The 25666-nt window shown below is 35.2% G+C and carries 16 protein-coding genes and 1 pseudogene; 13 read left to right on the forward strand and 4 right to left on the reverse strand.

Features of this window, described 5'->3' with window-relative positions:
- The first annotated feature begins 516 nt into the window (after positions 1-516).
- Positions 517-2220 (forward strand): annotated as a pseudogene (locus BWGOE10_RS02965) (putative bifunctional diguanylate cyclase/phosphodiesterase).
- 35 nt (positions 2221-2255) lie between these two features.
- Here BWGOE10_RS02965 and BWGOE10_RS02970 read toward each other — a convergent pair.
- The gene (locus BWGOE10_RS02970; RefSeq protein ID WP_070140855.1) at positions 2256-3650 is read right to left on the reverse strand and encodes an amino acid permease; all 1395 of its coding nucleotides are present in this window, start codon (positions 3648-3650) and stop codon (positions 2256-2258) included.
- 448 nt (positions 3651-4098) lie between these two features.
- On the opposite strand from BWGOE10_RS02970, the gene treR reads away from it, so the two are divergent.
- The 3 genes from treR to treC all read left to right on the forward strand — a co-directional run bounded on the left by treR (position 4099) and on the right by treC (position 8052).
- A complete protein-coding gene (gene treR / locus BWGOE10_RS02975) occupies positions 4099-4809 on the forward strand; it encodes a trehalose operon repressor (RefSeq protein ID WP_070140856.1) in 711 nt (236 codons plus the stop codon).
- A gap of 140 nt (positions 4810-4949) precedes the next feature.
- Entirely contained in the window at positions 4950-6377 is a 1428-nt protein-coding gene (gene treP / locus BWGOE10_RS02980) for a PTS system trehalose-specific EIIBC component (protein ID WP_070140857.1), read from the forward strand.
- A gap of 13 nt (positions 6378-6390) precedes the next feature.
- Positions 6391-8052, forward strand: a complete 1662-nt coding sequence (gene treC / locus BWGOE10_RS02985; protein WP_070140858.1) for an alpha,alpha-phosphotrehalase — start codon at positions 6391-6393, stop codon at positions 8050-8052.
- 33 nt (positions 8053-8085) lie between these two features.
- On the opposite strand, the gene BWGOE10_RS02990 is transcribed toward treC, so the two are convergent.
- The 3 genes from BWGOE10_RS02990 to gerKA are packed head-to-tail and all read right to left on the reverse strand — an operon-like array spanning position 8086 to position 11780.
- Positions 8086-9210 carry a Ger(x)C family spore germination protein gene (locus BWGOE10_RS02990; protein WP_070140859.1) on the reverse strand — a complete coding sequence of 375 codons (1125 nt, stop codon included), beginning with the start codon at positions 9208-9210 and terminating at the stop codon, positions 8086-8088.
- The gene (locus BWGOE10_RS02995; protein WP_070140860.1) at positions 9191-10297 is read right to left on the reverse strand and encodes a GerAB/ArcD/ProY family transporter; all 1107 of its coding nucleotides are present in this window, start codon (positions 10295-10297) and stop codon (positions 9191-9193) included. Before BWGOE10_RS02995 ends, BWGOE10_RS02990 begins: the two co-directional genes overlap by 20 nt.
- Positions 10278-11780 carry a spore germination protein GerKA gene (gene gerKA / locus BWGOE10_RS03000; protein ID WP_070140861.1) on the reverse strand — a complete coding sequence of 501 codons (1503 nt, stop codon included), beginning with the start codon at positions 11778-11780 and terminating at the stop codon, positions 10278-10280. Before gerKA ends, BWGOE10_RS02995 begins: the two co-directional genes overlap by 20 nt.
- A gap of 404 nt (positions 11781-12184) precedes the next feature.
- Between gerKA and BWGOE10_RS03005 the strand changes: the two genes are divergently transcribed.
- From BWGOE10_RS03005 to glnH, 9 genes are all read left to right on the forward strand, one after another.
- The gene (locus tag BWGOE10_RS03005; RefSeq protein WP_070140862.1) at positions 12185-14017 is read left to right on the forward strand and encodes a GAF domain-containing sensor histidine kinase; all 1833 of its coding nucleotides are present in this window, start codon (positions 12185-12187) and stop codon (positions 14015-14017) included.
- A gap of 1 nt (position 14018) precedes the next feature.
- A complete protein-coding gene (locus tag BWGOE10_RS03010; RefSeq protein ID WP_070140863.1) occupies positions 14019-14660 on the forward strand; it encodes a response regulator in 642 nt (213 codons plus the stop codon).
- Positions 14661-15051: 391 nt separating this feature from the next.
- Entirely contained in the window at positions 15052-19293 is a 4242-nt protein-coding gene (locus tag BWGOE10_RS03015; RefSeq protein WP_070140864.1) for a S8 family serine peptidase, read from the forward strand.
- A 257-nt stretch (positions 19294-19550) separates the two neighbouring features.
- Positions 19551-20150: a TasA family protein gene (locus tag BWGOE10_RS03020; RefSeq protein WP_070140865.1), complete on the forward strand. Its 600-nt coding sequence runs from the start codon at positions 19551-19553 to the stop codon at positions 20148-20150.
- Between the two features lie 402 nt (positions 20151-20552).
- Entirely contained in the window at positions 20553-21239 is a 687-nt protein-coding gene (locus BWGOE10_RS03025; RefSeq protein WP_070140866.1) for a CPBP family intramembrane glutamic endopeptidase, read from the forward strand.
- A gap of 27 nt (positions 21240-21266) precedes the next feature.
- Entirely contained in the window at positions 21267-22238 is a 972-nt protein-coding gene (locus tag BWGOE10_RS03030) for a phosphotransferase enzyme family protein (RefSeq protein WP_070140867.1), read from the forward strand.
- A gap of 158 nt (positions 22239-22396) precedes the next feature.
- Complete coding sequence (locus tag BWGOE10_RS03035; protein ID WP_070140868.1) at positions 22397-23857, forward strand: alanine/glycine:cation symporter family protein; 1461 nt, start codon at positions 22397-22399, stop codon at positions 23855-23857.
- A gap of 136 nt (positions 23858-23993) precedes the next feature.
- Positions 23994-24722, forward strand: coding sequence for an amino acid ABC transporter ATP-binding protein (locus BWGOE10_RS03040; protein WP_070140869.1), 729 nt, complete (start codon positions 23994-23996; stop codon positions 24720-24722).
- A gap of 12 nt (positions 24723-24734) precedes the next feature.
- Positions 24735-25565, forward strand: coding sequence for a glutamine ABC transporter substrate-binding protein GlnH (gene glnH, locus BWGOE10_RS03045; protein ID WP_070140870.1), 831 nt, complete (start codon positions 24735-24737; stop codon positions 25563-25565).
- The last annotated feature ends 101 nt before the right edge of the window (positions 25566-25666 follow it).

The raw sequence follows: 25666 nt of genomic DNA on the forward strand, positions 1-25666 counted from the left end.
AACAAAGAAGTTAGGTGGAATCCCTGCTGCCCGTAAACGCCCGATTGGTGAAGGTTAATAATCAGTGTGGATGAACAAAACCCCCACTGATTAAAGTTTCACTTTATATTATTATTCGTGAATCGTTGCTTTGTGTATCCTAATCTCTATTTCATTATGTATCGGCAGTTAGATTTATATCTTAACATTTCATGAAATAAAAGAGGTTAGGTGTGAGGTCGTATTAGTAGGGAGCAGAGGCTAATAGTGATGAAATTGTCACTTTACAAATTCAAAGAATGTAAGAGAATACTGTATAATAAGCTTAGATAAGTAGAGAGATGAGAAGCTTCTACTATAATTAAAACAGCACCATATTGCTTTTTTTTATAAATAATATTATGTTATTTTAATCGGCCTATTTAGAAAAAATTTGTGATTTATGTAAAGGCATATTGTTAGAAAATGAAATATCTCTATTTCTATGAAGAGAAACGAGTTGTGTTTTAGTCAGATAGGAAGCAAGGAGAGGTGCGCATGCTAGAACAAAGAGGTCATGCATTATATGACTCTTCATTGCAAGATTTAAAATTAGCATTAGATGAGTCTTCAATTGTTGCTATTACAGACCGAAATGGTCTTATTACATATGTGAATGATAAATTTTGTGAAATCTCAAAATATAAAAGAGAAGAGTTAATAGGAAAAGATCACCGTATTTTAAATTCCGGATATCATCCGAAAGCATTTTTTCAAATCCTATGGAAGCGTATTTTGAGTGGAAAAGTCTGGACGGGGGAAATTCGAAATCAAGCAAAAGATGGTACGTATTATTGGGTTAAAACAACAATTGTTCCATTTTTAAATGAAAAGGGAGAACCTTATCAATTTATTGCAATTCGAAATGATATAAGTAGTAGGAAAGAAGCAGAACAAAGATTACGATTAAGCGAAAGTCGTTATAGGGAACTTGCTTATCATGATGCGTTAACAAGTTTACCGAACCGTTTACAGTTAATTACGACTGTAAATAAGATGATTGCAGAGAAAATAGAGTTTGGCATGATTTACTTTGATTTAGATCGTTTTAAATTAGTGAATGATACGTTAGGTCATATGATAGGAGATTTACTTTTAAGTGAAGTCGCTTCACGATTGCATTACGTACTAGGAGATAAAGATGTTCTAGCTAGGCTTGGTGGAGATGAATTTGTGTTATTAACAAAAAAACATACATAAGATGGGATGAGGCAGTTAGCGACATCTGTGTTGTCATGCTTTCAAGCACCATTTATGCTTGAAGGTCATGAAGTATACATTTCAGCCAGTCTAGGACTTTGTTCCTATCCGCAAGATGGAAAAGACGTTGAAACGTTATTGAAAAATTCAGATTTAGCCATGTATAGTGCGAAAGAGCAAGGAAGAAATGCGGCATGCTTCTTTACAGATGAATTACGCGCGAAAATAAACCGTAGAATGAAAATAGAGTTTGCTTTGCAAAAAGCAATTCGTGACGAAGAATTAAAAGTGGCATTACAGCCCATTATTGATTTGAAAACAAAGAAATGTACTGGTATTGAGGCTTTAGTACGCTGTAAGACAGAAGAAGGTCCTATTTCACCAAATGAATTTATCCCTGTAGCCGAAGAGTGTGGACTTATTATAAAACTAGGAGACTGGGTACTAGAAAAGTCATGTCGACTGTTTAAAACTTTACCAGATTATCAAGAGGGACTGAAGTTATCTGTTAATTTATCAATACAACAATTGATGCAAAAGCGATTTATTTTATCTGTTCGTAGTATATTGAAGCGAACAGGGTTTCCACCAAATCGTTTAATATTAGAAATAACAGAAAGTATAGCTGTACGTCATTTTGATTATATTATTGCTACATTACAAGAATTAAGAAGTATGGGAATTTTAATCGCTTTAGACGATTTCGGAACAGGATATTCTTCATTATATTATTTAAAACAACTACCACTTGATATTGTGAAAATTGATCGTAATTTTATTCGTGAGTTTCATTATGATCACGCACAGCCAGAGCGAACGATTGTAAAATCGGTTATCGAAATTGCCCATAGTTTAAATTTAATAGTGGTTGCTGAAGGGGTAGAAACGGTAGAACAAGAAAGTTTATTACAATCAATGGGTTGCGACTTTGTACAAGGTTTTTATTATGCGAAACCGTTAGATGTAGGTGAATTAAAAGAAAAGTTATTAACTGACTTTTAATAAAAAAAGAGAAGCGGAAAGCTTCTCTTTTTTTATTATTTTTTTTGTGAATCTTTCATTAAAATTGGATAAAGAATAAGGCCTAATACAAACAACCCAATTCCTAAGAAGAACGTTTTTAAATCAGCAGTTCCTGTTTTAATAACCCAAATGGAATATAAAAATGCTAGTGCAGTAATGATTCCATCTTTTATTCGAGATCCCGGCATTATATCATACGTTTCCCCCGTAATAACTAATTTTAACTGATACAAGGTAGAAACAAGGTACGGGATTAAATATGCTAATGTCGCTACAACAATAGCGAAATTGTATGCTTCTGAAACAGTACCAGAAATTGTTGAAAATAAGAAAATTTGTGTCATCACATTTGTAATAAATAATGATTTAGAAGGACTTCCTTTTTTATTTGTTTTTCCGAAAAACTTAGGGAAAAGCCCATTCTTTGCTGCTTGGTAAGGTACTTCTGAGCTAACAACGATCCATCCTACAGTAGAGCCGAATAAAGATACGAGTGCAAGTAGTGCCATTATATAAGCACCTTTAGTACCAATTGCTAAATTTAATGCATCTACTAATGGCTTTTGAGACTCTTTTAAAGCGTCTTGTGGAAGAGCGCCCATTGTTAGTAGAGTAATTGCCATGTAAATAAGAAGAGCGATAATTAATCCGAAAATCGTAGCTTTCTTAACGTCGCGCTGAGATTTTGCGCGGTTAGAGAGCATAACTGCGGACTCAATACCGATAAACGCCCAAAGTGTTGCAATAGCAGCTGAATTTATTTGTCCACCCAACGCAATAGGTTGTCCAGCTTCATTCATAAATGTTTGACCGTCCCCGAAATTAGAGGCATTGAAAATGAATAATGTGATTACAATAAACATTGTAAATCCGATGATTTTTGCGATCGTTGCAAGAAGGTTCATATTTCCTGCTCTATCAATATTTTGAGAAAGAATATATTGAATTCCCCATAGCATCATACTACATACTATGAAGGTTAAAGCTTTTCCAAGTTCTAATGAAAATCCGTTTGTTGAAAAGAGAATTTGCTTACTTTGTAAAACTGGGAAGAATGTTGATAAATATCCGGCAAAGGAAATAATTACAGATGCTGTAGCAGCCCAGTTAGCAGCCCAGTACCCCCAAGCCATACTATATCCTGCAACTTTACCTGCCTTTTGGGAAGTAAATATTGCTTGGGCGTAACTTTGTGGTCCTGCTTTTAATTCTGGTTTACGAATTGCTAAATTTCCAAATACGAGTGCAATCATAAATACACCAAGTCCTGTAATACTCCATGCAAGTGTAGATCCCATTGGACCTGATACGTGTGCTAAATTTGCTGGGAGCATAAATACGCCACCGCCAACCATATTCCCGATAACAAAAGCTGTTAAAATCCATAATCCCCATTTTTTCGTTTCCATTTTTGTTAACTCCTTTGTAGTAAGTTTTGCTTAAACATCATTTTTTACTAGCATTTTTGGCAATAAAAAAAGAGCCATGTAGATAAAAAATACCTACATGGCTCTCTGCCAAAGCGTAGGTACAATGGGAATAACCCTTGTACCTACGCGTAATTTTTCCGCTAGGTTTCAAGGGTTAAGTATGATGATGATGTTTTTGTGCAAATGTAACTACAGTTGTATAAGTAAGCATAGTTCTTTGCTCCCTTTCTCCTCTGATTTTGAAGTTAGTATACTACATGTTTTTTTGAATGAAAAGAAAAATATTAAAAAATTTATAAAAATCCGTTTTAGGGACTAAATATTTACCTGTAGTTTTCTTGTACTGGAAAATAAGTGAGAGATTGGCAGAAGAGTATAGCGTGGTATAATACATATAGAACTAGAAGGTGACAAGGGGCTATTGTAGATGATGAGTAAGTATGAACAAATTTATACAGAAATCAGCAAGTCTATTGATAATAAACAATTAAAAGAAGGATGCAAAATCCCATCAGAAACGGAATTAATGAAGCAGTATGAGGCAAGCCGAGGTACTGTAAGAAAAGCTGTAGATTTATTGCAAGAGCGTGGATATGTTCAAAAAATACACGGAAAAGGTGTTTTTGTATTAAAGCGTAAAAACATTGAATTTAACTTTGGTGGTATTGTAAGTTTTCAAGAAGAAAATGAACGTTTAGGACGTTACTGTATTACAGAAGTCGTGGAAATGGAGAAAGCAAAAGCGACAAAAGAGGTTGCAAAACTATTAAACGTGAAAGAGAAAACAGAAATAGATCATATTAAACGTGTACGAAATATTGATGGAGAAAAAGTAATTTTAGATATAAACCATTTTGTATCGGAATATATTCCAGGGTTAACGAGAGGAATTGCAACTGCATCGATTTATAAATACATTGAGAAAGAATTAGGGCTACATATTAGCTATTCACAGAGGGTAATTGAAGTACAACCATGTACAGATGATGACCGAAAGTATTTGGATTTAAATGGCACAGACTATGTTGTCGTTGTGAAAAACTTTACTCATTTATACGATGGGAGTCAGTTCGAATATACGGAATCACGTCACCGCTTAGATATTTTTCACTTTTCGGATGTGGCGCGAAGAAAGTAAAGAGGTGAAACGAAATAACGTTTCATCTTTTTTTTTATAAAAAAATCACTAACTCGTATATACGAGTGTTGACTAACTTATATATACGAGTTAATATGTAAGTGTAAACGGTATCAAAAACAGAAAAGAGGGACGGGAATATGGGGAAAGACTATCGTAAGACAGCAGAAGAAGTGTTGCAGTATATTGGTGGGAAAGACAATATTGAACAAGCTGCGCACTGTGTAACGAGGCTCCGTATCGCTTTAAAAGATGAAAGTAAAATAGATAATGATAAATTACAGTCTGTTTCATTAGTAAAGGGAGCGTTTCATAACGCTGGGGTATTTCAAATTGTCATTGGTCCAGGGGATGTCGATCGAGTATACGCTGAATTGATAACGCTTGCAGGCATGGAAGAATCGACGGTAGCTGACGTAAAAGGTTCAGGGGATAAAAAATTAAATCCAGTTCAAAAGTTTGTAAAAGTATTTTCAGATGTATTTATGCCGATTTTGCCAGCAATTATTACGGCAGGTTTACTAATGGGGATTAATAACCTATTAGGGGCAAAGGACTTATTTTTTGATGGGAAAAATTTATTAGAAGTATATCCGAACTTAGGTGGGCTTTGGGATTTAATTAATATGATGGCCAATACTGCATTCGTATTTTTACCAGCGCTTGTCGGTTGGTCAGCAACGAAGCGTTTTGGTGGTAGTCCAATACTTGGGATTGTTATGGGATTAATGCTTGTGCATCCGGCCTTATTAAACGCGTGGGATTATGGAAAAGCAGCGACTGGTTTAGAAGGACAAAAGATTGAGTACTTCGATATTTTAGGGCTATTTCAAATTGAAAAGGTAGGGTATCAAGGCCAAATTTTACCCATTTTAGTAGCAGCATTCGTATTAAGTAAAGTGGAAATCTTTTTAAAGAAACATGTGCCAAACGCAATTCAATTATTAGTTGTACCAATTACAACAATCGTTGTAACAGGTGTGTTAGCTTTAGGAATTATTGGTCCGGTTACACGTCATATTGGAGATTTGTTAACAGCTGGATTAGTAGGCGTATATGAAACAGTACCAGTAGTTGGAGCAGTGTTATTTGGAGCATTATATGCACCGCTTGTAATTACAGGTATGCATCATATGTTTATTGCAATTGATTTACAATTAATTGCACAACACGGCGGTACATTCATTTGGCCAATGATCGCTCTTTCTAACATTGCACAAGGTAGCGCGGCACTAGCGATGTTCTGGATTTCTAAAAATCAAAATGATAAAAGTATGGCATCGACATCAGCAATCTCAGCGTACTTCGGTATTACAGAGCCAGCGATGTTCGGTGTGAATTTACGAAATAAATTCCCGTTCTATGCAGCGATTATTGGTTCTGCTATAGCGGCGATATTCATTACATTAAATGGTGTATTAGCACCAGCTATCGGAATTGGCGGATTGCCAGCATTTATTTCTATCATTCCGAAATCGATTCCAATGTTTATTGTAGGGATGATAATCGCAGTAGTAATTCCATTTACATTAACATGGTTATTTGCGAAACGAACAAAACAGAAGTAGGAGGAAGTTAAGCATGAAGGATTGGCATAAAAGTGTAGTCTATCAAATTTATCCGAAGAGCTTTAATAGTTACTACAATAAAGAAACCGGTGATATAAAGGGAGTTACAGAGAAATTAGATTATTTAAAGGAACTCGGAGTGGATTATATTTGGTTAACACCGATATACCGATCACCACAAAATGATAATGGATACGATGTAAGTGATTATTACAGCATTGATCCATCTTATGGGACGATGGAAGAGTTTGAAGAACTTTTAAAGGAAGCGAAAGTACGTGACATTGAAATCATGCTTGATATCGTTGTAAATCATAGTTCAACGGAGCATAAGTGGTTTAAAGAAGCAAAAGAAAATAAGAATAGTCCGTATCGCAATTATTATATTTGGCGTGATGAAAAGAATAATTGGCAATCTAAATTTGGAGGATCTGCTTGGAAATATGATGAGAAAACAGGCCAATATTTTTTACATCTATTTGATGAGACACAAGCTGATTTAAACTGGGAAAACGAAAAGCTTCGTGAAGAAGTGTACGATATGATGCGCTTTTGGCTGGAGAAAGGTGTAAAAGGATTCCGCCTTGATGTTATTAATTTAATTTCAAAAGATCAAAGATTTTTAAGTGATGAAGGCACCACGGCTACAAATGATGGGCGTAAATATTATACGGATGGTCCACGCGTCCATGAATATTTACAAGAGATGAACCGAAATGTTTTTGAAGGGAAAGATGTAATTACAGTTGGAGAAATGTCATCTACGACAATTGATAATTGTATTAATTATTCAAACCCAGAGCGTAATGAACTAAGTATGACGTTTAGTTTCCATCATCTAAAAGTAGATTATCCGAATGGTGATAAGTGGACGAAAGCTGATTTTGATTTTATTAAATTAAAAGAAATTATGTCGGATTGGCAAATTGAAATGCAAAAGGGCGGAGGGTGGAATGCATTATTCTGGTGTAATCATGACCAACCTCGTATTGTTTCACGGTTTGGTGATGATGAGAAGTACCGAAATGAATCTGCTAAAATGTTAGCGACAGCTATGCATATGTTGCAAGGAACGCCTTATATTTATCAAGGTGAAGAAATTGGTATGACGAATCCTAACTTCCATTCTATCGAGCAATATCGTGATGTAGAATCGTTAAATATATATGATATAAAACAAGAAGAAGGCTTATCAAAAGAAGAGATTATAGAGATTTTAAAACAAAAATCGCGTGATAATTCACGTACTCCGATGCAGTGGAATGAAGAGGTGAATAGTGGTTTTACAACAAGTACACCTTGGATTTCAGTGGCTGAAAACTTTAAAGAAATAAACGTAGAGAAGGCATTAGAAGATAAAGAGTCTGTCTTTTATCATTATAAAAAGTTAATTGAACTTAGAAAAAAATACGATGTAATTACAGAAGGGAAATATGATGTTTTAGATGAAAATCATCTCAAGATTTGGGCATATACACGTACTGTAAATAATGAAGTATTACTTGTTATCAATAACTTCTACGGAGAGGAAATAGCGTATTCGGCACCAGGAAATCTTCAATTGGAGGGAATGAAACAAGAAGTATTATTATCAAATTACAAAGATTCAAGTAAGGATATTACTAATCTTAACTTAAGACCGTATGAGTCAATTGTATATCGATATACGAAATAAAAAGGTTGTATGCCGGCTTGGCATACAACCTTTTTATTTTAAGACGCCACTATATAAAATCTTTACTTCTACTTCCGGTTTAAATTTTACCTTTGCATAATCTTTATTCCAATTCTTTTTCTTCCATAACTCTGGATGATAAGCGATAAGATTTCTACCTATACCGAAAGCGTCACAATTAGCCTTTTGTAGTGTGTTGGTTATTTTTTTAGCTTCCTTTGTGAGCTGTTTCGATAATTTTTTATTTAACTTTTTTCTTTCTTCCATTTTATACATATTATCTCTTGGAGCTTCAAGCGCTATGACTTGTAGTTGTAGTTTAATGTGAGCATAGACATTCCCTTTTTTATCTGTTGTCACTTTTAAGTTTCGCTTTAGTTTACGATTGCTCACTTCAATTGTGAGATAATCGGATGTGCTAGATGAATCGTCGTCCGTAAGCTTTTGGGTTATACGTGCACTTTTCCCCATTTTTTCAGTTAATAATACGAAGAGTACAGAGTGTCGCAAGGGCAAAAGTCCAGTTAATTTATCGTTGTTAAATAGAGCTACACCATTGGTTACAACTTCTTTTCCTTTTAGTTTTATAGAAGGAAGGGTGAAGTCTTTACCTGGATCTAACATTTTTGTAGCAGCTGTTTCTAAAGTTTCTTTTGGAAACACACTCATGTCTTCTAAACTCTTTACTTTTTTCTTTAAAAAGTCTCCAATTAATAAATTTCCTACCTTCTTTTTCGCTAATATTTTAGCTGTTTCACCATCTACTGAAATGAGCTTTACTAGTGCAGTTGGATTTGTTGGATCTCTGAATCCAACATCTAAATAGGGAAGTATTCCTTTCTTTTGAATTTTAGTTCCTAATAGTTGTACACCATATTTAAAATAACGAATATTACCTGTCACATTTTTTTTCAAAGAATCACTCGTATCACGTACGTTATGGCCAGTTGCTGAATGAACTTCATTTTCAAATGATGATTGTTCACCACTCGAGCTTTTTACGAGCTCAATTGTTTGTTGCAGTTTATTATCTTCTGTAATGTCATACCCGAGACTATAAGCTAATCTCGCTTCTCTTAAAGGCTCTTGATCCCAACAACCAGAAAGGAATACGCTAAAGCATAATACTGTACATAGTTTAATTGTTCTTTTGCGCATAGTGCTCTCCTTTCTTATTTCTTAATAAGGAATAGAGAAGAAATAAAAAAGGAAGGACGACAATGAAAATATAAGTGAATTTATCTGTGAAATTTGCAAGCATTTTTAGTTGTTCTGGTGTGTCTATAAATATTGCAACAAAAAAAGAGATGAGGCCAACAATTGGAACGGCTTTTTTATGATTTTCTATATTAAATATATGACCAATGCCAATTGAAGCAGCACAATAATAACTAGCAATAGAAGCTACAACAGTTATCATCCATATTGGAATGAAAATTAAATCAGTCCGGTCTACAATTCCGATATGTAGAGAGCGAAGCAAATAAGCAACTGGTTCAGGGATAAGTTCAACTTGCTTTGGACTAAATACGATAAAACAAATCCAAACTGTAAAAGCATAAAATAGTGTTACTAATCCGTTAGCGATAGAAATTGCTTTCAGTCTTCCTACTGGATTACCATTTACTTTCGGATAAGCAATGAGAATAATTTCAAAACCATACATTGCTGTAATGGTTTCTTTTGAGGCTTGAATAATATTTAACCATCCGGCTTCTGTAAGTGGAAAAATATAAGAGAAATCAGCACGTGTTAATCCGAGAGCAATTAAAAGAGCCATAGGAATAATGAGGACAGAGGCCATGACGTAAAATCGTACAATGACTTTGAATGTGTTATAAGCTAAATAAGCACATGTAACTGTGAATAAAATTAAAATTGCAGACCAAGGTGTTGCTTGTAAAATCCATACTTTAATGACGTTACAAGCATTTAACATAACAGTCATCCCGATGATGATAAAGTAGATAATATAAGAAAATCCTAGTAGTTTCCCGAACTTATTTCCGAACATTGTACAAATAATTTCATATATATTTTTATCGGGAAATCTCTTTAGTAAAAACCACATAAGTAAAATAATAATTTGAATAGCTAGTCCAGCTATAAGTGTAGAAATCCATCCAGCACCTTTTGCAATTGGATGAAGACGATTAGGAAGAGAGAGTATACCTACACCAATTTGGCACTGAACGACGAAGAAGGTAAATTGAGTCAGTGAAACCTTACTTTGCGTGCTTGTCACCGTTCTCATCCTCTCTCGTTACATGTTGCCTTTGCATTTTTTTCGGTTTTGGATCATGGGGGCGTTCCCAAAATGACCAAATAGGAAGTCTTACGAAAGAATCTTTCATATCTTTTATCCGCATGGGAGCAATAGGGGAAAGATATGGTGTATGGAAAGAATGCAACTGACATAAGTGAACGAAAGTAATAATTAAACCGAAAGAAATTCCTACATAGCCAAATAAAGCAGCTAAAATCATTAATGGAAAACGAAGAATTCGAACAGCTGAACTCATATCATTTGATGGAACGAGAAACGAAGCAATTGCAGTTAAAGCAACGACAATAATCATCGTATAAGAAACAAGTCCAGCTTTTACAATAGCATCACCAATTACTAAGCCACCTACAATACCGATTGTTTGTCCAACTCGACTCGGCAGGCGAATACCGGCCTCTCGTAATAATTCGAAAATCAATTCCATTAATAAAGCTTCAAAGATAGGAGGGAGAGGTACTTTTTCTAACGAAGCTTTAATTGTATAAACGAGTTCAAGTGGCAATACATCAGGGTGGAAAGCGACGGTTGCGATGTATAGGGCTGGTAAGAGAAATGCGATTAAAAAGCTAACGAGCCGAATCATTCGTACGAAAGAACCGACAATCCATCGATTATTATAATCGTCTGGTGATTGATAAAAAGCAAATAATGTGACGGGAACGATAAGTGCTGTTGGATCTCCGTCAGATAAAATAGCTACACGTCCTTCCATTAAATTAGCAGTAGTTCTGTCTGGACGCTCTGTATTTAATTGTTGCGGAAATGGTGAAAAAGAAGTATCTTCTATAAATTCTTGTATGTATCCTGGCGCCATAAGGGAATCGGTTTTAATATTTTCTAGCCTTCTTTTTACTTCTGTAACGAGATCATCGTTAGCTAAATCTTGCATATAAACAATTGCTACTTTCGTGTGCATCTCTTCACCAAGGGTAAAATACTTAACGACTAAATTTGGGCTTTTAATTAGTTTTCGTACGGAAGCTAAATTTGTAGCCAAATCTTCTACAAAACCAGAATGTGGTCCCCTTACAATCCCCTCATTATCAGGTTCTGTTATATCTCTTTTTAAAGATAAAGCTGTTTCAAAGATACAAAAGTTTTGGACATTTTCATGGAAATATAGAGACTTCCCTTGTAACAAAAGCTGTATACCATACAATAAATTCGTTTCTTTTTTCATATTCAATGTAGCAAAGGCTTTATCAAGAGATAATTCACTTCGTGTTAATAATGGTTCAAGAGCCAATTTATGAAGTAAATTAGGATCGGCTAGAGACTCGATATATACAATTGTTCCTTTTCCATTTTGAAAAGGAAAATCGAGTTTTTTAATATCATCGGAATGGAAAAGTTTGTTGTCAATGTAGTTAATATTTTCCGCAAGTGATGGAAACATATGCTTCGTTTTATTCGTCTTTTGATTATTGGTTTGTTCTGTCATTATGCCCACCCCTTTTAGAATGAAATAGTCACTGTTAATTTTTGCTTGTTATGAAAAAATTATGCTTGTATTCTTTTTAAGAAATTAGATTGAAAGTAACGTTACGTCATCTTCTAGGCTAAAGAAAATGAGAAGTAGGTGGATGGAAAGAAAGCGTATAGTAGATTAGGGATATTAATATATATCTTTTGTACTATAGAGGATAAGCCTAGAGGTATGTATAATTACATCATTTGATGAATAGGAAATTTATGAAAATCAATTTATATTAGTATTGTGTCTTGCCTCTTTAGGTATAGCGCACAGCCGGTGATTGGCTAGTGGGAGTTTTTCCATTTTGCCAGTGCCGGTTTTTTGTTGGATAATAGAGAAAATGAATACTTATAAAGAAAGAAGGGACTGTTTTGAAAGATGTAAATTCTATTTCTACGAGAGAAAAAGTTGCTAGCTTTTATCTTTATTTCATTTCTTTTTTTGGTTTAATTACTATAACTATCTCTTTACTTGAAATTAAAATCCCTTCTCATCCAACAATACTAATATTGTTATTAATATTTATGGGGATTGCGGAATATTTTCCTGTACGATTTTGGAGAGGAACTAGCTCGCTTACCTTTCCAATTATTTACGCCATGAATTGGCAGTTTGGAATACACATAACTATTATTGCTATTGTATTCGTTACGCTAATTATTCACCTGCATCGTCGTTCGCCGATACAAAGAATGTTATTTAACAGTACACAACATGCTCTTAGTTTGATCTTGGCGGAATGGTTTTCAAATGAATGTCTGTTTTTATTGATTAGCAGAATGGATATGTCAGTACTGTATGAGAAATTAATATCCTTGTTATTGTTTTGCTTGTTTTTTGTTTTTTTCAACAACCGTTTATACGATTTGTTAATGGTGCTCCTTCCACAACCGTATTCGATATATCAATGGTATAAAAAAACCATAACGGTATTTCTTTGTGAAACTTTTGGTTTATCCTATGCTGCTCTGATGCATTTATTAAGTAGTACGTATAGTGTGGAAATAAACGAGATTACAGTACTGTTTTTCTTTTTTCCACTTGTAGCAATTTCAGTTATCAGCTCTTTTTCTGTGCGAATTAGGATGGAAAAGGAACGATTATACGAACTGTTTCTTATTACAACAGAAATTAGTCGTGGACTAACTGGAGGGAACTTGAAACATATTAAACAGGCACTTAAAGGTTTTTTTGGAATACAAGCATATGTAATATGGACAAAAGATGATGGAAACTGGAATCTTCTATTGAAAGATGGAAAAGTAAAACTTGATATTTCTGATGATTCGGATAATTTTGAGGCATTTGGAGAAATCTCTAAAAATCTTATATTTAATGATTGGAAAACTGGCGCGGCTCCTGGAGATGAAATATTCAATGAGGTCATACGCTCGCTTGTTTATTTTCCTCTTATTGTAAATGATGAATTGGTTGGAATGTTTGTTGCAGGAAAAACTAGAAATGCGGGTTTTTTTCCGGAGGATGTACAGTCTTTAGCGACGTTTTCTAACCAATTAGCTAACGTAGTTAAAACAAGAATATTGATTTCTGAACAGGAAAAAAGAATGATTTTAGAAGAAAGAAATAGAATTGCACGCGAAATTCACGATGGTATCGCGCAAGCATTGGCCGGGGTAATATTTCAACTAGAATCCGCTCAGAAAAAATACCATGATAAACCAACTGATATGCAACAAGTAGTAGAGAAAAGTATTAAGGATTTAAGGGAAAGCTTAGGGGAAGTTCGCTATTCTATTTATGCTTTAAAACCGTATCCGACACAACAATTAGGGCTTAAACAGGCGATAGCAAGTAAAATAAAATCTTTAAAACAAGAATATGAACTAGACATTACATATCATGAAAGAGGTCATTCACGTGCGCTTAGCTTTTCAAAAGAAAGAGTCATTTTTGATACATTACAGGAGAGTTTACAAAACATTGTTAAACATGCACAAGCAGAAAAGATTGATGTTTTGCTAAGCTATCAAAGTGAGCACGTGCTTTTAAGGGTTAAAGATAATGGGGTTGGCTTTTCGCTATTTGAGTCTATGGTTAAAACGAAGCATGAACCACATTATGGTATATTACATATGAATGAACAAGCTGAACAACTAGGGGCTACTTTACAGATTGATAGTTCTGTAGGTAAAGGGACAGAAATTACACTGTTAATTCCAGATTCACAAACAAGGGGTGCGTAAAATGATTAAAATATTAGTAGTGGATGATCATGCTTTTTTACGAGACGCAATTCGGAGCATACTAGAGGTTGAATCTGATATGAAAGTGGTTGGAGAGGCGAGCTCTGGGGAAGAGGTATTGGGAAAAGTAGAGGAATGTAGACCAGACTGTATTTTGATGGATATTAATCTTCCAGGAAAAAATGGAATTGAAGCTACGGGATTAGTGAAAAAAAAATATCCTAATTGCCGAGTACTTGTTTTTACAATGTATGAGCATGATGAGTATTTAATGGATGCGCTTCAGTCTGGCGCTGATGGTTATTTATTGAAGGATTCATCATCAGAGCAGGTAGTGGCAGCAATTCGAATGTTATATCAAGGCGATTCAGTTATTCATCCGCGTATGACGAAAAAATTAATTACATATCATCAGCAACAAATGAAATTAGAACCAAACGAAAATGAACTGACAGAGCGTGAAAAGGAAATTCTCTTTGAATTGGTTAAGGGACTGAGTAATAAAGAAATTGCTGAAGTTCTATATATTAGTGACAAGACAGTTAAAATTCACATCAATAAAATTTTTAAAAAACTCAATGTAAAAAGTCGTTCACAAGCAGTGATTTATGCTGTTCGAAATCACTTGGTTCCACTCGATTAAATAAAAAGATGTCTAAAAGAACTATCGTGTTTCTTTATTTTGTATTACAAAAAATAAAGAAGCGGGTAGTTCTTTTGTACTATTTAGACATAGAATCATTAGAACAAAAATTACTCCTTTTGTTCAATATTCAGAAAAATCAAAATGTGAAATAATAAAAATAGAATTATTGATTAACACTACTAATAATTCACGTTGTAAGTCCCTATTGTTGGAATAATTCATGGGAGCTTTTATAGAAAGAAGATTAGAAGTGTGGGGATGGCGGTAGTAGTGTTGGAGATTCTCGATTATTTTAAATAGATTCAAGGTTGATAGAATTGCCAATGCTAAATAGGAGCTCAGAGGATTTATTTTAGAAAAAATAATTTTAATAATAAGGAGATGCGCTATGAAGAAGGGGAAATTCGGAAAAATACTTATCGGAACACTAACTGTTGGTATGTTAATGTCTCAAGGAATTCCATATAACGTATTGGCAGAAGAGGTAAATACATCTACTTTAACTGGTATTGATGACGCAAATGCTATATTGAAAGGTCTTACAAAGGAACAACGTAATGCCTTAAAAACGTTAGATACAAAACCAGGTTTTGTTATTTCACCAGGCATCAATACAGCAAGTCCTGATAATGTGAATGTGATTGTAGAGTTTAAGCAAGCACCTAGCAAAATCGAGATGTTAAAACAAGCAGCTAAGGGGAAAAAAATAGCCCTTGCAACTGCGGAACAAAAGGTAGAAGCATCTCATAAAGAATTTAAATCAGAGTTTGAACAGCTTCAAAAGAATAAAGATAAAGGGACGAATTTTAAATCTGCCAAAATAACAAGAGAATATAAGAATGCTTTTAACGGTGTGGCAATGTCGTTACCCGCGAATATGATTGAAGATTTAGTTCGCACTGGTATCGTTAAGCGCGTATGGGAAGATCATGAGGTCAAAATTGATTTGCCGAAAGAAACAGCTAAGACAGCTATTGGGCCAAAAATGGCAGATAGTGTACCACAAATCGGTGTGGACAAGCTGCACGCTGAAAAAATAACAGGAAAAGGAATTAAGGTAGGGGTACTGGATACAGGTATTGATTATAACCACCCTGATTTAAAAGATGCATATAAAGGATATCGTGCAAAGCAAGGTGAAGATCCAACGAAAATAGATCCGAACTCTATAAAAGGATGGGACTTTGTTAATAATGATGCTGATCCAATGGAGACAACGTATAAGGATTGGCAAAACTCTGGAGGGTATCCTGAGATTTATGAGGGAAGTGCATATTATACATCCCATGGTACTCATGTAGCTGGGACAATTGCTGCAGACAAAAAGAATAATGTAGATTATGCGGTTAAGGGAGTCGCTCCAGATGTAGATTTATATTCATATCGTGTATTAGGTCCATATGGAAGTGGTCAAACAAGCGGTATTCTTGCTGCGATTGATAAAGCAGTGAAAGACGATATGGATGTTATCAATTTATCATTAGGTGCATCTATCAATGATCCGTTATATCCGACTTCTGTGGCAGTGAACAATGCTATGTTAGCTGGTGTTGTCACAGTTGTAGCGGCAGGTAATAGTGGTCCAGCAGAAGGAACTCTTGGATCACCTAGCGCGGCCGCACTTCCGGTTACAGTTGGAGCAAGCGATGCTGCGATGAGTATTCCAACGTTTTCTGCTGATGCAGGTGATTTACATGTCGATAAGATGATGCTACTTGGAAAAAGCTTTACTGATAAGATTGAGGACTTAAAAGGACAAGCATTATCTGTTGTATATACAGGCCTTGGGAAATTAGATGATTTTAAGGGGAAAGACGTAAAAGGAAAGCTAGCGCTCATCCAGCGTGGTGAGATTACATTTGATGAAAAAATTAAAAATGCTAAGGAATCAGGTGCGAAAGCGGTAATTGTATACAATAATGTGGATGGTGAAATTACAAGTTATCTTGGAGAAAGTACGTCATCTATCCCCTCGTTCCGCTTAACAAAAGACGATGGTGAGAAATTACAAGCAAAAGCTGTACAAGGGGATGTGTCTTTAGCGTTTGGAGAACTGAATAACATAAAAACAGAGGGGGATCACTTAGCTGATTTCAGTTCACGAGGTCCTGCAAGTACAACAGATGATATTAAGCCGGATATTGTAGCGCCAGGTGTATCTATTTTCTCTACTGTTCCTGAATATATTAATGATCCAAAGGATGGAGAAAATTATCCGATAGCGTACGGGCGTATGTCAGGTACGTCTATGGCAACTCCCCACACTACGGGGGTAGCGGCACTCATTTTACAAGAACATCCAAACTATAGTCCGTTTGAAGTAAAAGAAGCGCTTATGAATACTGCAGTTGACTTAAAAGAAGAGCGCTCTGTATTTGAGGTGGGATCAGGCCGAATTGATGCGTATCGTGCAGTTCATGCAGATACATCTATCAAGGTTATCGATAAAACATCAAACGTTGTAAATGATGAAGAAGTAGAAATTGAAGAAAAAACAGGTTCTATTGCATTCGGGTATAAAAATCAATTGGGAAATGGACCAATTAAAGATAGTCGAAAAGTCCTAATTAAGAACAACAGTAAAACAGACGGAAAAGAGTTTAAATTGGAAGTAGAGTTTTCACCAACAAGTGTAGGTGTGCAGGATGCAGTGAAGAATGGTGTGAAGCTGAACGTACAAGATTCTATTAAAGTGGCTCCTGGTACATCTGGGGAAATTAGTCCTGAAATTATCATTCCAGAAAACGCGGAATTCGGTAGATATGAGGGGTATATTCATATTTCAAATAAAAACAATGAAAACGAAGTATATCAAGTGCCATTTGCAGTGAAATTCACAGAAAAAGGGATTGAGTCTGTAGATTTGCTGAGAGACGCAATGGCAACAGATGCATCTAAATTCCATCCATATATGGAAAGACCAAGTTCGCCATTGGCGTTTAAATTGAATAGTCCCCTTGAGACCATTGATGCGGTTGTGAAGGATAGGAAAACAGGCAAGGCATTAGGAATCGTTGGTACACTTAATGCAAGCGGTCTAACACCGAATATTGAATATATGATGTTTTCTGGTATGGGAGGGTATGTATTTCCGTTCACAGGAGATCCTGCCCATCCAATTGGGGATAAACCTATTATGTTGCCTGATGGAGATTACGAATTGAATTTCGTTGGATACGATAAAGAAGGGAAATCTTATACAAAAGGCGATAGCATTATCATTGATAATGTGATACCTGAAATGAAATTTACGGATGTACAACCTGGTATTCATGAAGTAAATGATTCCATGTTCAAAGAAGAAGACGGCCAGCGGGCATTATGGGTACATGGTAATATTTATGATTCTACAGTGGATGCATTAAAGGCAAAAGGCCTCCAGTTTGACCAAAAAGCTAATCAAATTTTATATTATCAAAACTCCGCCTTTCCGTCAGGTTGGTTGAATACAATTCAGGCAAATGGCGATTTCAAATTTGGAGTACTTCCAGAGGAAATAAATGAGCCGTTAAATTTAAGATTATTTGGATATGATCTCGCAACTGCAGGGAATATGGCAACTGGATTTAAAGATTACGTCTTTGTAAAAGAAGGGGCAGAATACGCTGTTCCAAGCTACGACAAAGATAAAATAAAATTAGGAGAAAAAATTACGTTAACTTTAAATCTCAATAATGTAAAACAACTTATGTCAGGTACATTTGAAATTCCTTATAACAAGCAGCTATTTAAATTTACAGATGTGAAACCAAATTCAGCACTTACGGAATATGCAAACCAACATGGATTAAACTTGAAATTAGAAGATCCGGCTATAAATACAGAAGGAACTTGGGAAAACAAGGTGAAAGTTGGCGCATCATTGGAAGGAAAAGAATTTAAAGGATTAGATGGAGATACACCATTTTTAGATGTTACATTCGAAATGACGAGCGATGAATATTTTAATGATTTAACTGCATTTGGAGCAGATAAGTTCTCTTATACAAAAGCTGGTGCATCAGAAGGTATTGAGATTCCTGTGTTTAAAGATAAATCTTTTGCTATTGTTTCAAAACATTCAACGGTTACAGGATATATTGGTCTGGAAGCTTTCTTGAATGAAGAGGGGTATTTAGGTAAGAATGACTACACAAAACTAGGAGCAAAGGTGTACGCAGTTGGCAAGGATGGAAAGAAATATACAGGAACGGTTAATGATAATGGGCAATTTGAAATTCATAGTGTTCCTGTAAGCGATAAAGAATATGATATTTTCGTAGAAATGCCAGGTCATTTAAATAGTAAATTCACAACAAAAATAGGGAAAATGCAGGATGGAGAATTAGTGGGACAAAACTTTAGAGCTGACATGGATGACAACCTTGCAGGTGATGTAAACGGCGATAAAATGGTAGATATTCAGGATGCTAGAATAGCAGCTTTATCGTATGGAAAAGGAAAAGTGGCTGTCAAAGATGGTGACGTCAATCAAGATGGTGTTGTAAACGAAACGGATATTCGTTTTATCGAGAAGAATTTCTTGAAAAAGGGTCCAGATGCCAAAGAAAATCAAAAACCGAAAGAAAATGTAGGGCCAGTGACGTTAGATAAAATCTTACGTTCCATTGGATTAGAACCCAAAAAATAAGTGGGCACAATTCTAGAGTAAACTAAGTGATAAAACAATGAATACAGAAGAAAATGGGGTTTACTAACAATGGACCGGTAATGATCACTGTAACATTACCGGTTATTCTTAAAATAATAGCTATTTGGATACATGAAGTAAATAGTTTAAAGTTAGTTCGCTTTCGTTATGGGACAAGGTAGTTGCTTAATTATTATTGTTTGTGGGATGGAAATAAGGTTTGGAGTTTGAACTTTAAAAATAGGGGGACTTGTGAAATGAGTATTAAGAAAAAACTTGGTATGGGTGTTGTAACTGCAGCTCTTGGTCTATCTTTACTTGGTGGAGGCACATATGCGTATTTCAGTGATAAGGAAGTGTCACAAAATACGTTTGCAGCGGGTACTTTAGATTTGAGCGTTAATCCTGAAGTTGTTATTAATGTGGACAATATTAAACCGGGTGATGAAATGGAGCGAGGTTTTCAATTAGTTAACAAAGGAACCTTAGCAATAGGAGACGTGAAACTTCTTACAGATTACAGTGTAATTGATGCTAAAGGAGATAATGGAAATGCTGATTTTGGTGATCATATCCGTGTTGATTTCTTATGGAATTTGGATAAAAATGAGGTTCCAATATGGTCTACTACATTGTCAGAATTAAAGGTAGCTACGCAAAATGGAAGTATTCCTGATCTTGTGCAAAAAGGTGTTGTAGACCGAGAAGGAAATGGACTTGCTCCTGGTGATGATGATACTTTCTATGTAATGTTCACATTTGTAGATAATGATGAAGAGCAAAATGTATTTCAAGGAGATGCACTGAAGTTAAATTGGACCTTCAATTCAATGCAGACAAAGGGTGAAGATAAGTAAATATAAAGGTAAATGTTATATAAGAATGAATTGATGAAGAATTGAATAATAGTATTTTTAATAGTGTAAAGGTTGATTTAGTGAATCAGCCTTTTTTGTTTTTAGATTTTTTTATGTGTAGGGATTGGATTTTTTATAGCATTCATAGCAGTAATTCTCACATATATAGCGAATTAAATAGAGGATATATAGGAGGGATGGAAACATATGCTTTTTGCTATCATCTTGTTGTGAATTTTCGTGTTCGGCCTAATTTTCATCTCCTTTACATTGAAATTATTTCTGTTAATTTTGTTTTTTGTGAGAAAATTACGCTTGAATTATTTGAAAAAAAGTAGCTTGAAAGTTACGTTACGTCATCTTTTATACTAAAGAAAATAGGATATAGGGGGGATGGTGTAGATGACTTTAAAATGTATGTGGGGATGGAAAGAAATTTTATATTTATTTGTTTTCGTATTTCTGATTGTACCAGTAATGGTTGAATCTCTTTTTTATGATTATGCTTTAAAAATAATAGGGAACTCATTATATGCTGGAGTATTAATGGGACTTATAATGGCAGTGATATTTACCTTTGTAGTTTATCTTTTTTGCATAAAAAGATATAAACTGTCGTGGAAAGATATTGGAATTCGGAAGCTTTCATGGAAAGATTTATTTTGGATATTTGTAGCGGTTATTTCTTTGATTGTAGTTAGTATTGGTGTATTAATGATAATGGAGAAACTGGGGATTTCTTTTGAAAATAGTAAAACGGAGACGATCCAAGATGATAAATCAATATATTCGTTTTGCATCGCGGTAATTGGAGCGGCGGTTATATCACCAATATATGAAGAGATTTTATATCGAGGTGTTTTTTATACGTTTTTTCGTGATAGATATGGTATATGGGGCGGTATGCTTATAAGTTCAATAATATTTACTATTGTTCATATCCCGACATATAACACATTACCGGTGAATTTTTTAAGCGGAGTAGTATTTGCGTGGTTATATGAGAAAACAAATTCTATTTTATCGGCTATGATTGCCCACGCATTATTCAATTTCATAGCAGTACTTCTGACATTCATGTCGAATTAAAATAAAGGATATATAGGAGGGAGATATATGGAGATAGCAGTAGAACGTGTTTTTACGAATGAAATTTTAGCAAGAGCTGCAAGTTTGTTTCATGTGACAGTAGAAGAAAATCCACTTGGTGATTTTGAGAATTATATTTTTAAGGCGAAGGATAAAAATGATAAAGGTCACGTATTACGTTTAACACATTCTTCTCATCGCTCTAAAAAAGAGGTAGAAGCTGAACTAGATTTTTTACGATATGTTGCGGAGAACGGGGCAAAGGTAGCAGGACCTCTTTACTCAACATCCCAAAATCTTGTAGAAGAAATCGGAGCGGAAGATGGTACTTTCTTTTTTGCGTCTTTATTTACATATGCAAAAGGTGAGCAAGTAAAAGGAGAAGAATCGCCTTATTGGGGAGATGCTTACTTTGAAGCGTGGGGAAAAGCGATTGGACAACTGCATCGCCTTACAATGAATTACCCTAAAACAGACTACCGTGATACGTGGGAAGAGGATGAGAGTGCAATTGTTAATGAATTAGAAGATGAGAAAGTGAAAGAGATTGCAGCTATATTAATGGATGAAATAAAGGCTCTTCCAATCGAAAGAGAAACGTTCGGCCTTATGCATGGCGATATTCATCCAGGTAATTTTCATTATGATGGAAAAGGGCTAACAATCTTTGATTTTGATGACGCTACCTATAATTACTTCATTCATGATTTGGCAATGGTTCTTTATTACTCTGTTCTTTTTACACCGTGGACATTGGAGAAAAAGACAGAATTTGCTTGTAAACAGTTACAAGTGCTACGAAAAGGTTATGAATATGAGCACAGACTGGCGGATAGTTGGTATGAATCGTTACCGTTATTTTTACGGTTACGTGATATAGGCCTATACGGTACGCTTCAAAAGAAATTTAAGGGGAAAGATATGCCAGAGGATTTTCAAAAGTTATCAGATGAGTTGTATGAAAGAATTATAAAGCAAGAGGCAATAGTGAATATATAATACAGAGATAAGGGAACAAAGTATATAAAATAAATATATACTTTGTTTTTTTATACAAAAATATGTTTGTTTTATTAAAATAATATTGTTATAGATTCCGTATGCACTTATAATTTTATATATATTCTGAATATTCTTTATAAAAAGGAGGGGAAATATTGGAAGCTATCGTAAGTTGGATAAATAATATTGTTTGGAGTCCCGCACTTGTCTATTTATGTTTAGGAGTAGGTCTATATTTTTCCATTAGAACGAGGTTTTTACAAGTACGACATGTAGGAGAAATGGTGAAGCTTACATTTACGGGGGAGAAATCTGATGCTGGTGTTTCTTCGTTCCAGGCGTTAGCACTTTCGTTATCAGGGCGCGTTGGAACGGGAAATATTGCCGGTGTTGCAACGGCTGTTGCCTTTGGTGGTCCAGGGGCTGTATTTTGGATGTGGGCGGTAGCCTTTCTAGGAGCTGGTTCTGCATATGTAGAATCGACGCTTGCACAAATATATAAGACGAAGCATCAAGGGCAATTCCGCGGTGGTCCTGCTTATTACATTGAAAAAGGACTAGGAGTTAAATGGTACGCATTAGTGTTCGTCGCAGCAACGATTCTTGCGACGGGGATGCTGCTTCCAGGTGTTCAGGCGAATAGTATTGCTGTAAGTTTAGAAACAGCTTTTGGCATTAATACTTCTGTATCAGGAGCGGTATTAGTAGCGGCATTAGCACTTATTATTTTTGGTGGAGTTAAGCGAATTGTTAATGTAGCGCAAGTTGTAGTACCGTTTATGGCGCTTGGTTATATTTTAGTAGCTTGTGTAATTGTAGGTATGAATATTGAAAAATTACCAGATGCTTTTATGTTAATTTTAAAAAGTGCATTTGCATTAGAAGCTGCTTTTGGCGGGATTATCGGTTTAGCAATTTCTTGGGGTGTAAAACGTGGTATTTATTCAAATGAAGCAGGGCAAGGAACTGGGGCCCATGCAGCAGCAGCTGCTGAAGTATCGCATCCAGCTAAACAAGGGTTAGTACAAGCATTTTCCGTTTACATTGATACATTATTTGTTTGTTCAGCAACAGCATTTATGATGATTATTACAGGCATGTATAACGTATTTGATGCAAGCGGAAAAAACTTTATCGTCAATAAATTAAATGGTGCACAGCCAGGTCCTGGTTATACACAGGCAGCAGTAGAATCTGTTTTCCCTGGATTTGGAAACGGTTTCGTAGCAATTTCTCTACTATTCTTCGCATTTACAACAATTATGGCTTATTACTACATTGCAGAAACGAATATAGCTTACTTAAATCGTGATAAAGACCGTCCTTGGATGTCTATCGTACTAAAGTTTGTATTCTTAGGAGTTGTATTCTACGGTTGTGTAAAAACAGCAGCAACAGCATGGGCTTTAGGAGATATTGGTGTAGGAATTATGGCATGGGTTAATATTATTGCGATTCTATTATTACAAAAACCGGCATTGATCGCATTAAAGGATTATGAAAAGCAGAAAAAAGAAGGAAAAGATCCAGTATTCGATCCGCAGTCGTTAGGAATTAAAAATGCAGATTTCTGGGAGCATGAATACGGGAAAGATAAAAAAGAAGAAGTATCTTAATAGAATAGGAATGAAGGAGCAAAGGGAAATCCCTTTGCTTTTTTTTATGGACAAAATGTAGATGAAAGTTATTTTTTTGCCTATTTTTGAATATAAAAAGAATGTACATGCTTTGTTAGAGGAAGGGGGGAGTAGGGTGATTGAATTTCGTAATGTAAATAAATATTATGGTGACTTTCAAGTTTTAAAGAATATTAATTTGCAAGTTCAAAAGGGGGAAGTGGTGGTGGTCGTGGGTCCTTCAGGATCAGGAAAAAGCACACTGCTACGATGCATAAATCAATTAGAAACTATTACGGATGGAGAGTTAATAGTACAAGACATGGAAGTACACAATATGAAAACAGATATGAATGAGTTGCGCCGAAATATTGGGATGGTTTTTCAACATTTTTATTTATACCCACATAAAACGGTGCTTCAAAATATTACACTAGCACCAATTAAAGTAAGTAAAGTTTCAAAAGAAGAAGCGGAGAAAACAGCGATGTTTTATTTAGAGAAAGTAGGAATTCCGGAGAAGGCTAGTGTATATCCACATCAACTATCTGGAGGACAACAGCAAAGGGTAGCAATTGCAAGAGGGCTTGCGATGCAGCCCAAAATTATGTTATTTGATGAGCCAACGTCTGCTCTTGATCCAGAGATGATCGGAGAAGTACTTGATGTTATGAAAGCACTGGCCAAAGAAGGCATGACGATGGTTGTTGTCACACATGAGATGGGATTTGCACGTGAGGTAGCAGATAGGATTTTATTTATGGATGAAGGTCAAATTATTGAAGATACAACGCCAGCACAATTCTTTGCGAATCCTGAACAAGAAAGAGCTCGTTTGTTTTTAAGTCGGGTGTTAAATCATTAAAGGAGGAATTTCATGCTTAAAATGAAAAAGCTGTTTACTTTAATTGTATTTTCATGCTTATTCGTGCTTGTTGTCGCTGGATGTGGAAGTAAAAAAGACGAGGCGAAAGAAACAAATACGAAGCAGGGCGGGGTTGTCGAACAAATTAAGAAGCGCGGGAAATTAGTAGTCGGGGTGAAAAATGATACGAATTTATTTGGATTAAAAAATCCTTCAACAGGGAAGGTAGAAGGATTTGATGTTGATATAGCAAAGGCGCTTGCGAAAAAGATTCTTGGAGATGAAAACAAATTAGAGCTGAAAGAAGTAACTTCTAAAACACGTATTCCTATGCTAAAGAATGGCGATATTGACACAATTATTGCGACAATGACAATTACGGAAGAGCGTAAAAAAGAAGTGGATTTTTCAGATGTATATTTTAAAGCGGGGCAATCGTTACTTGTGAAAAAAGGAAGCAATATTAAAAGTATTGATGATGTAAAACAAGGCGTTAAAGTATTGGCTGTAAAAGGCTCAACGTCTACAAATAACATTCGTCAAAAATCACCAGAATCAACAGTATTAGAATTTGAAAATTACAGTGAAGCATTCACAGCGTTAAAAGCAGGTAAGGGCGATGTTTTAACGACAGATAATGCGATTCTTTACGGAATGGCAAAACAAGATTCTAATTATGAAGTTGTTGGGAAAATTTTCACGGATGAACCGTATGGAATTGCAGTACAAAAAGGTGCAGATGATTTAACGAAAGAGATTAATAGTTTATTAAAAGATATGAAAGCGAATGGAGAATACGATAAATTGTATGAAAAATGGATCGGCCAAAAGCAAGAGAAATAAAGTGAAACTTTGATCAGTAGGGGAGGGGTTATCCCCTACTGATTATTAGTCTACACCAATCGGGATAAATAGTAAGAATGAGAGGATGAGGGATGCTCATC

Source organism: Bacillus mycoides, assembly GCF_001757995.1.
Lineage (GTDB): Bacteria > Bacillota > Bacilli > Bacillales > Bacillaceae_G > Bacillus_A > Bacillus_A mycoides_B.

What these genes read in the sequence shown, in the direction of transcription:
- BWGOE10_RS02970 (WP_070140855.1), bottom strand. Translation starts at nt 3,650, where the DNA reads ATGGAAACGAAAAAATGGGGATTATGGATTTTAACAGCTTTTGTTATC.
- treR (WP_070140856.1), top strand. Translation starts at nt 4,099, where the DNA reads ATGATGAGTAAGTATGAACAAATTTATACAGAAATCAGCAAGTCTATT.
- treP (WP_070140857.1), top strand. Translation starts at nt 4,950, where the DNA reads ATGGGGAAAGACTATCGTAAGACAGCAGAAGAAGTGTTGCAGTATATT.
- treC (WP_070140858.1), top strand. Translation starts at nt 6,391, where the DNA reads ATGAAGGATTGGCATAAAAGTGTAGTCTATCAAATTTATCCGAAGAGC.
- BWGOE10_RS02990 (WP_070140859.1), bottom strand. Translation starts at nt 9,210, where the DNA reads ATGCGCAAAAGAACAATTAAACTATGTACAGTATTATGCTTTAGCGTA.
- gerKA (WP_070140861.1), bottom strand. Translation starts at nt 11,780, where the DNA reads ATGACAGAACAAACCAATAATCAAAAGACGAATAAAACGAAGCATATG.
- BWGOE10_RS03010 (WP_070140863.1), top strand. Translation starts at nt 14,019, where the DNA reads ATGATTAAAATATTAGTAGTGGATGATCATGCTTTTTTACGAGACGCA.
- BWGOE10_RS03015 (WP_070140864.1), top strand. Translation starts at nt 15,052, where the DNA reads ATGAAGAAGGGGAAATTCGGAAAAATACTTATCGGAACACTAACTGTT.
- BWGOE10_RS03020 (WP_070140865.1), top strand. Translation starts at nt 19,551, where the DNA reads ATGAGTATTAAGAAAAAACTTGGTATGGGTGTTGTAACTGCAGCTCTT.
- BWGOE10_RS03025 (WP_070140866.1), top strand. Translation starts at nt 20,553, where the DNA reads ATGACTTTAAAATGTATGTGGGGATGGAAAGAAATTTTATATTTATTT.
- BWGOE10_RS03030 (WP_070140867.1), top strand. Translation starts at nt 21,267, where the DNA reads ATGGAGATAGCAGTAGAACGTGTTTTTACGAATGAAATTTTAGCAAGA.
- glnH (WP_070140870.1), top strand. Translation starts at nt 24,735, where the DNA reads ATGCTTAAAATGAAAAAGCTGTTTACTTTAATTGTATTTTCATGCTTA.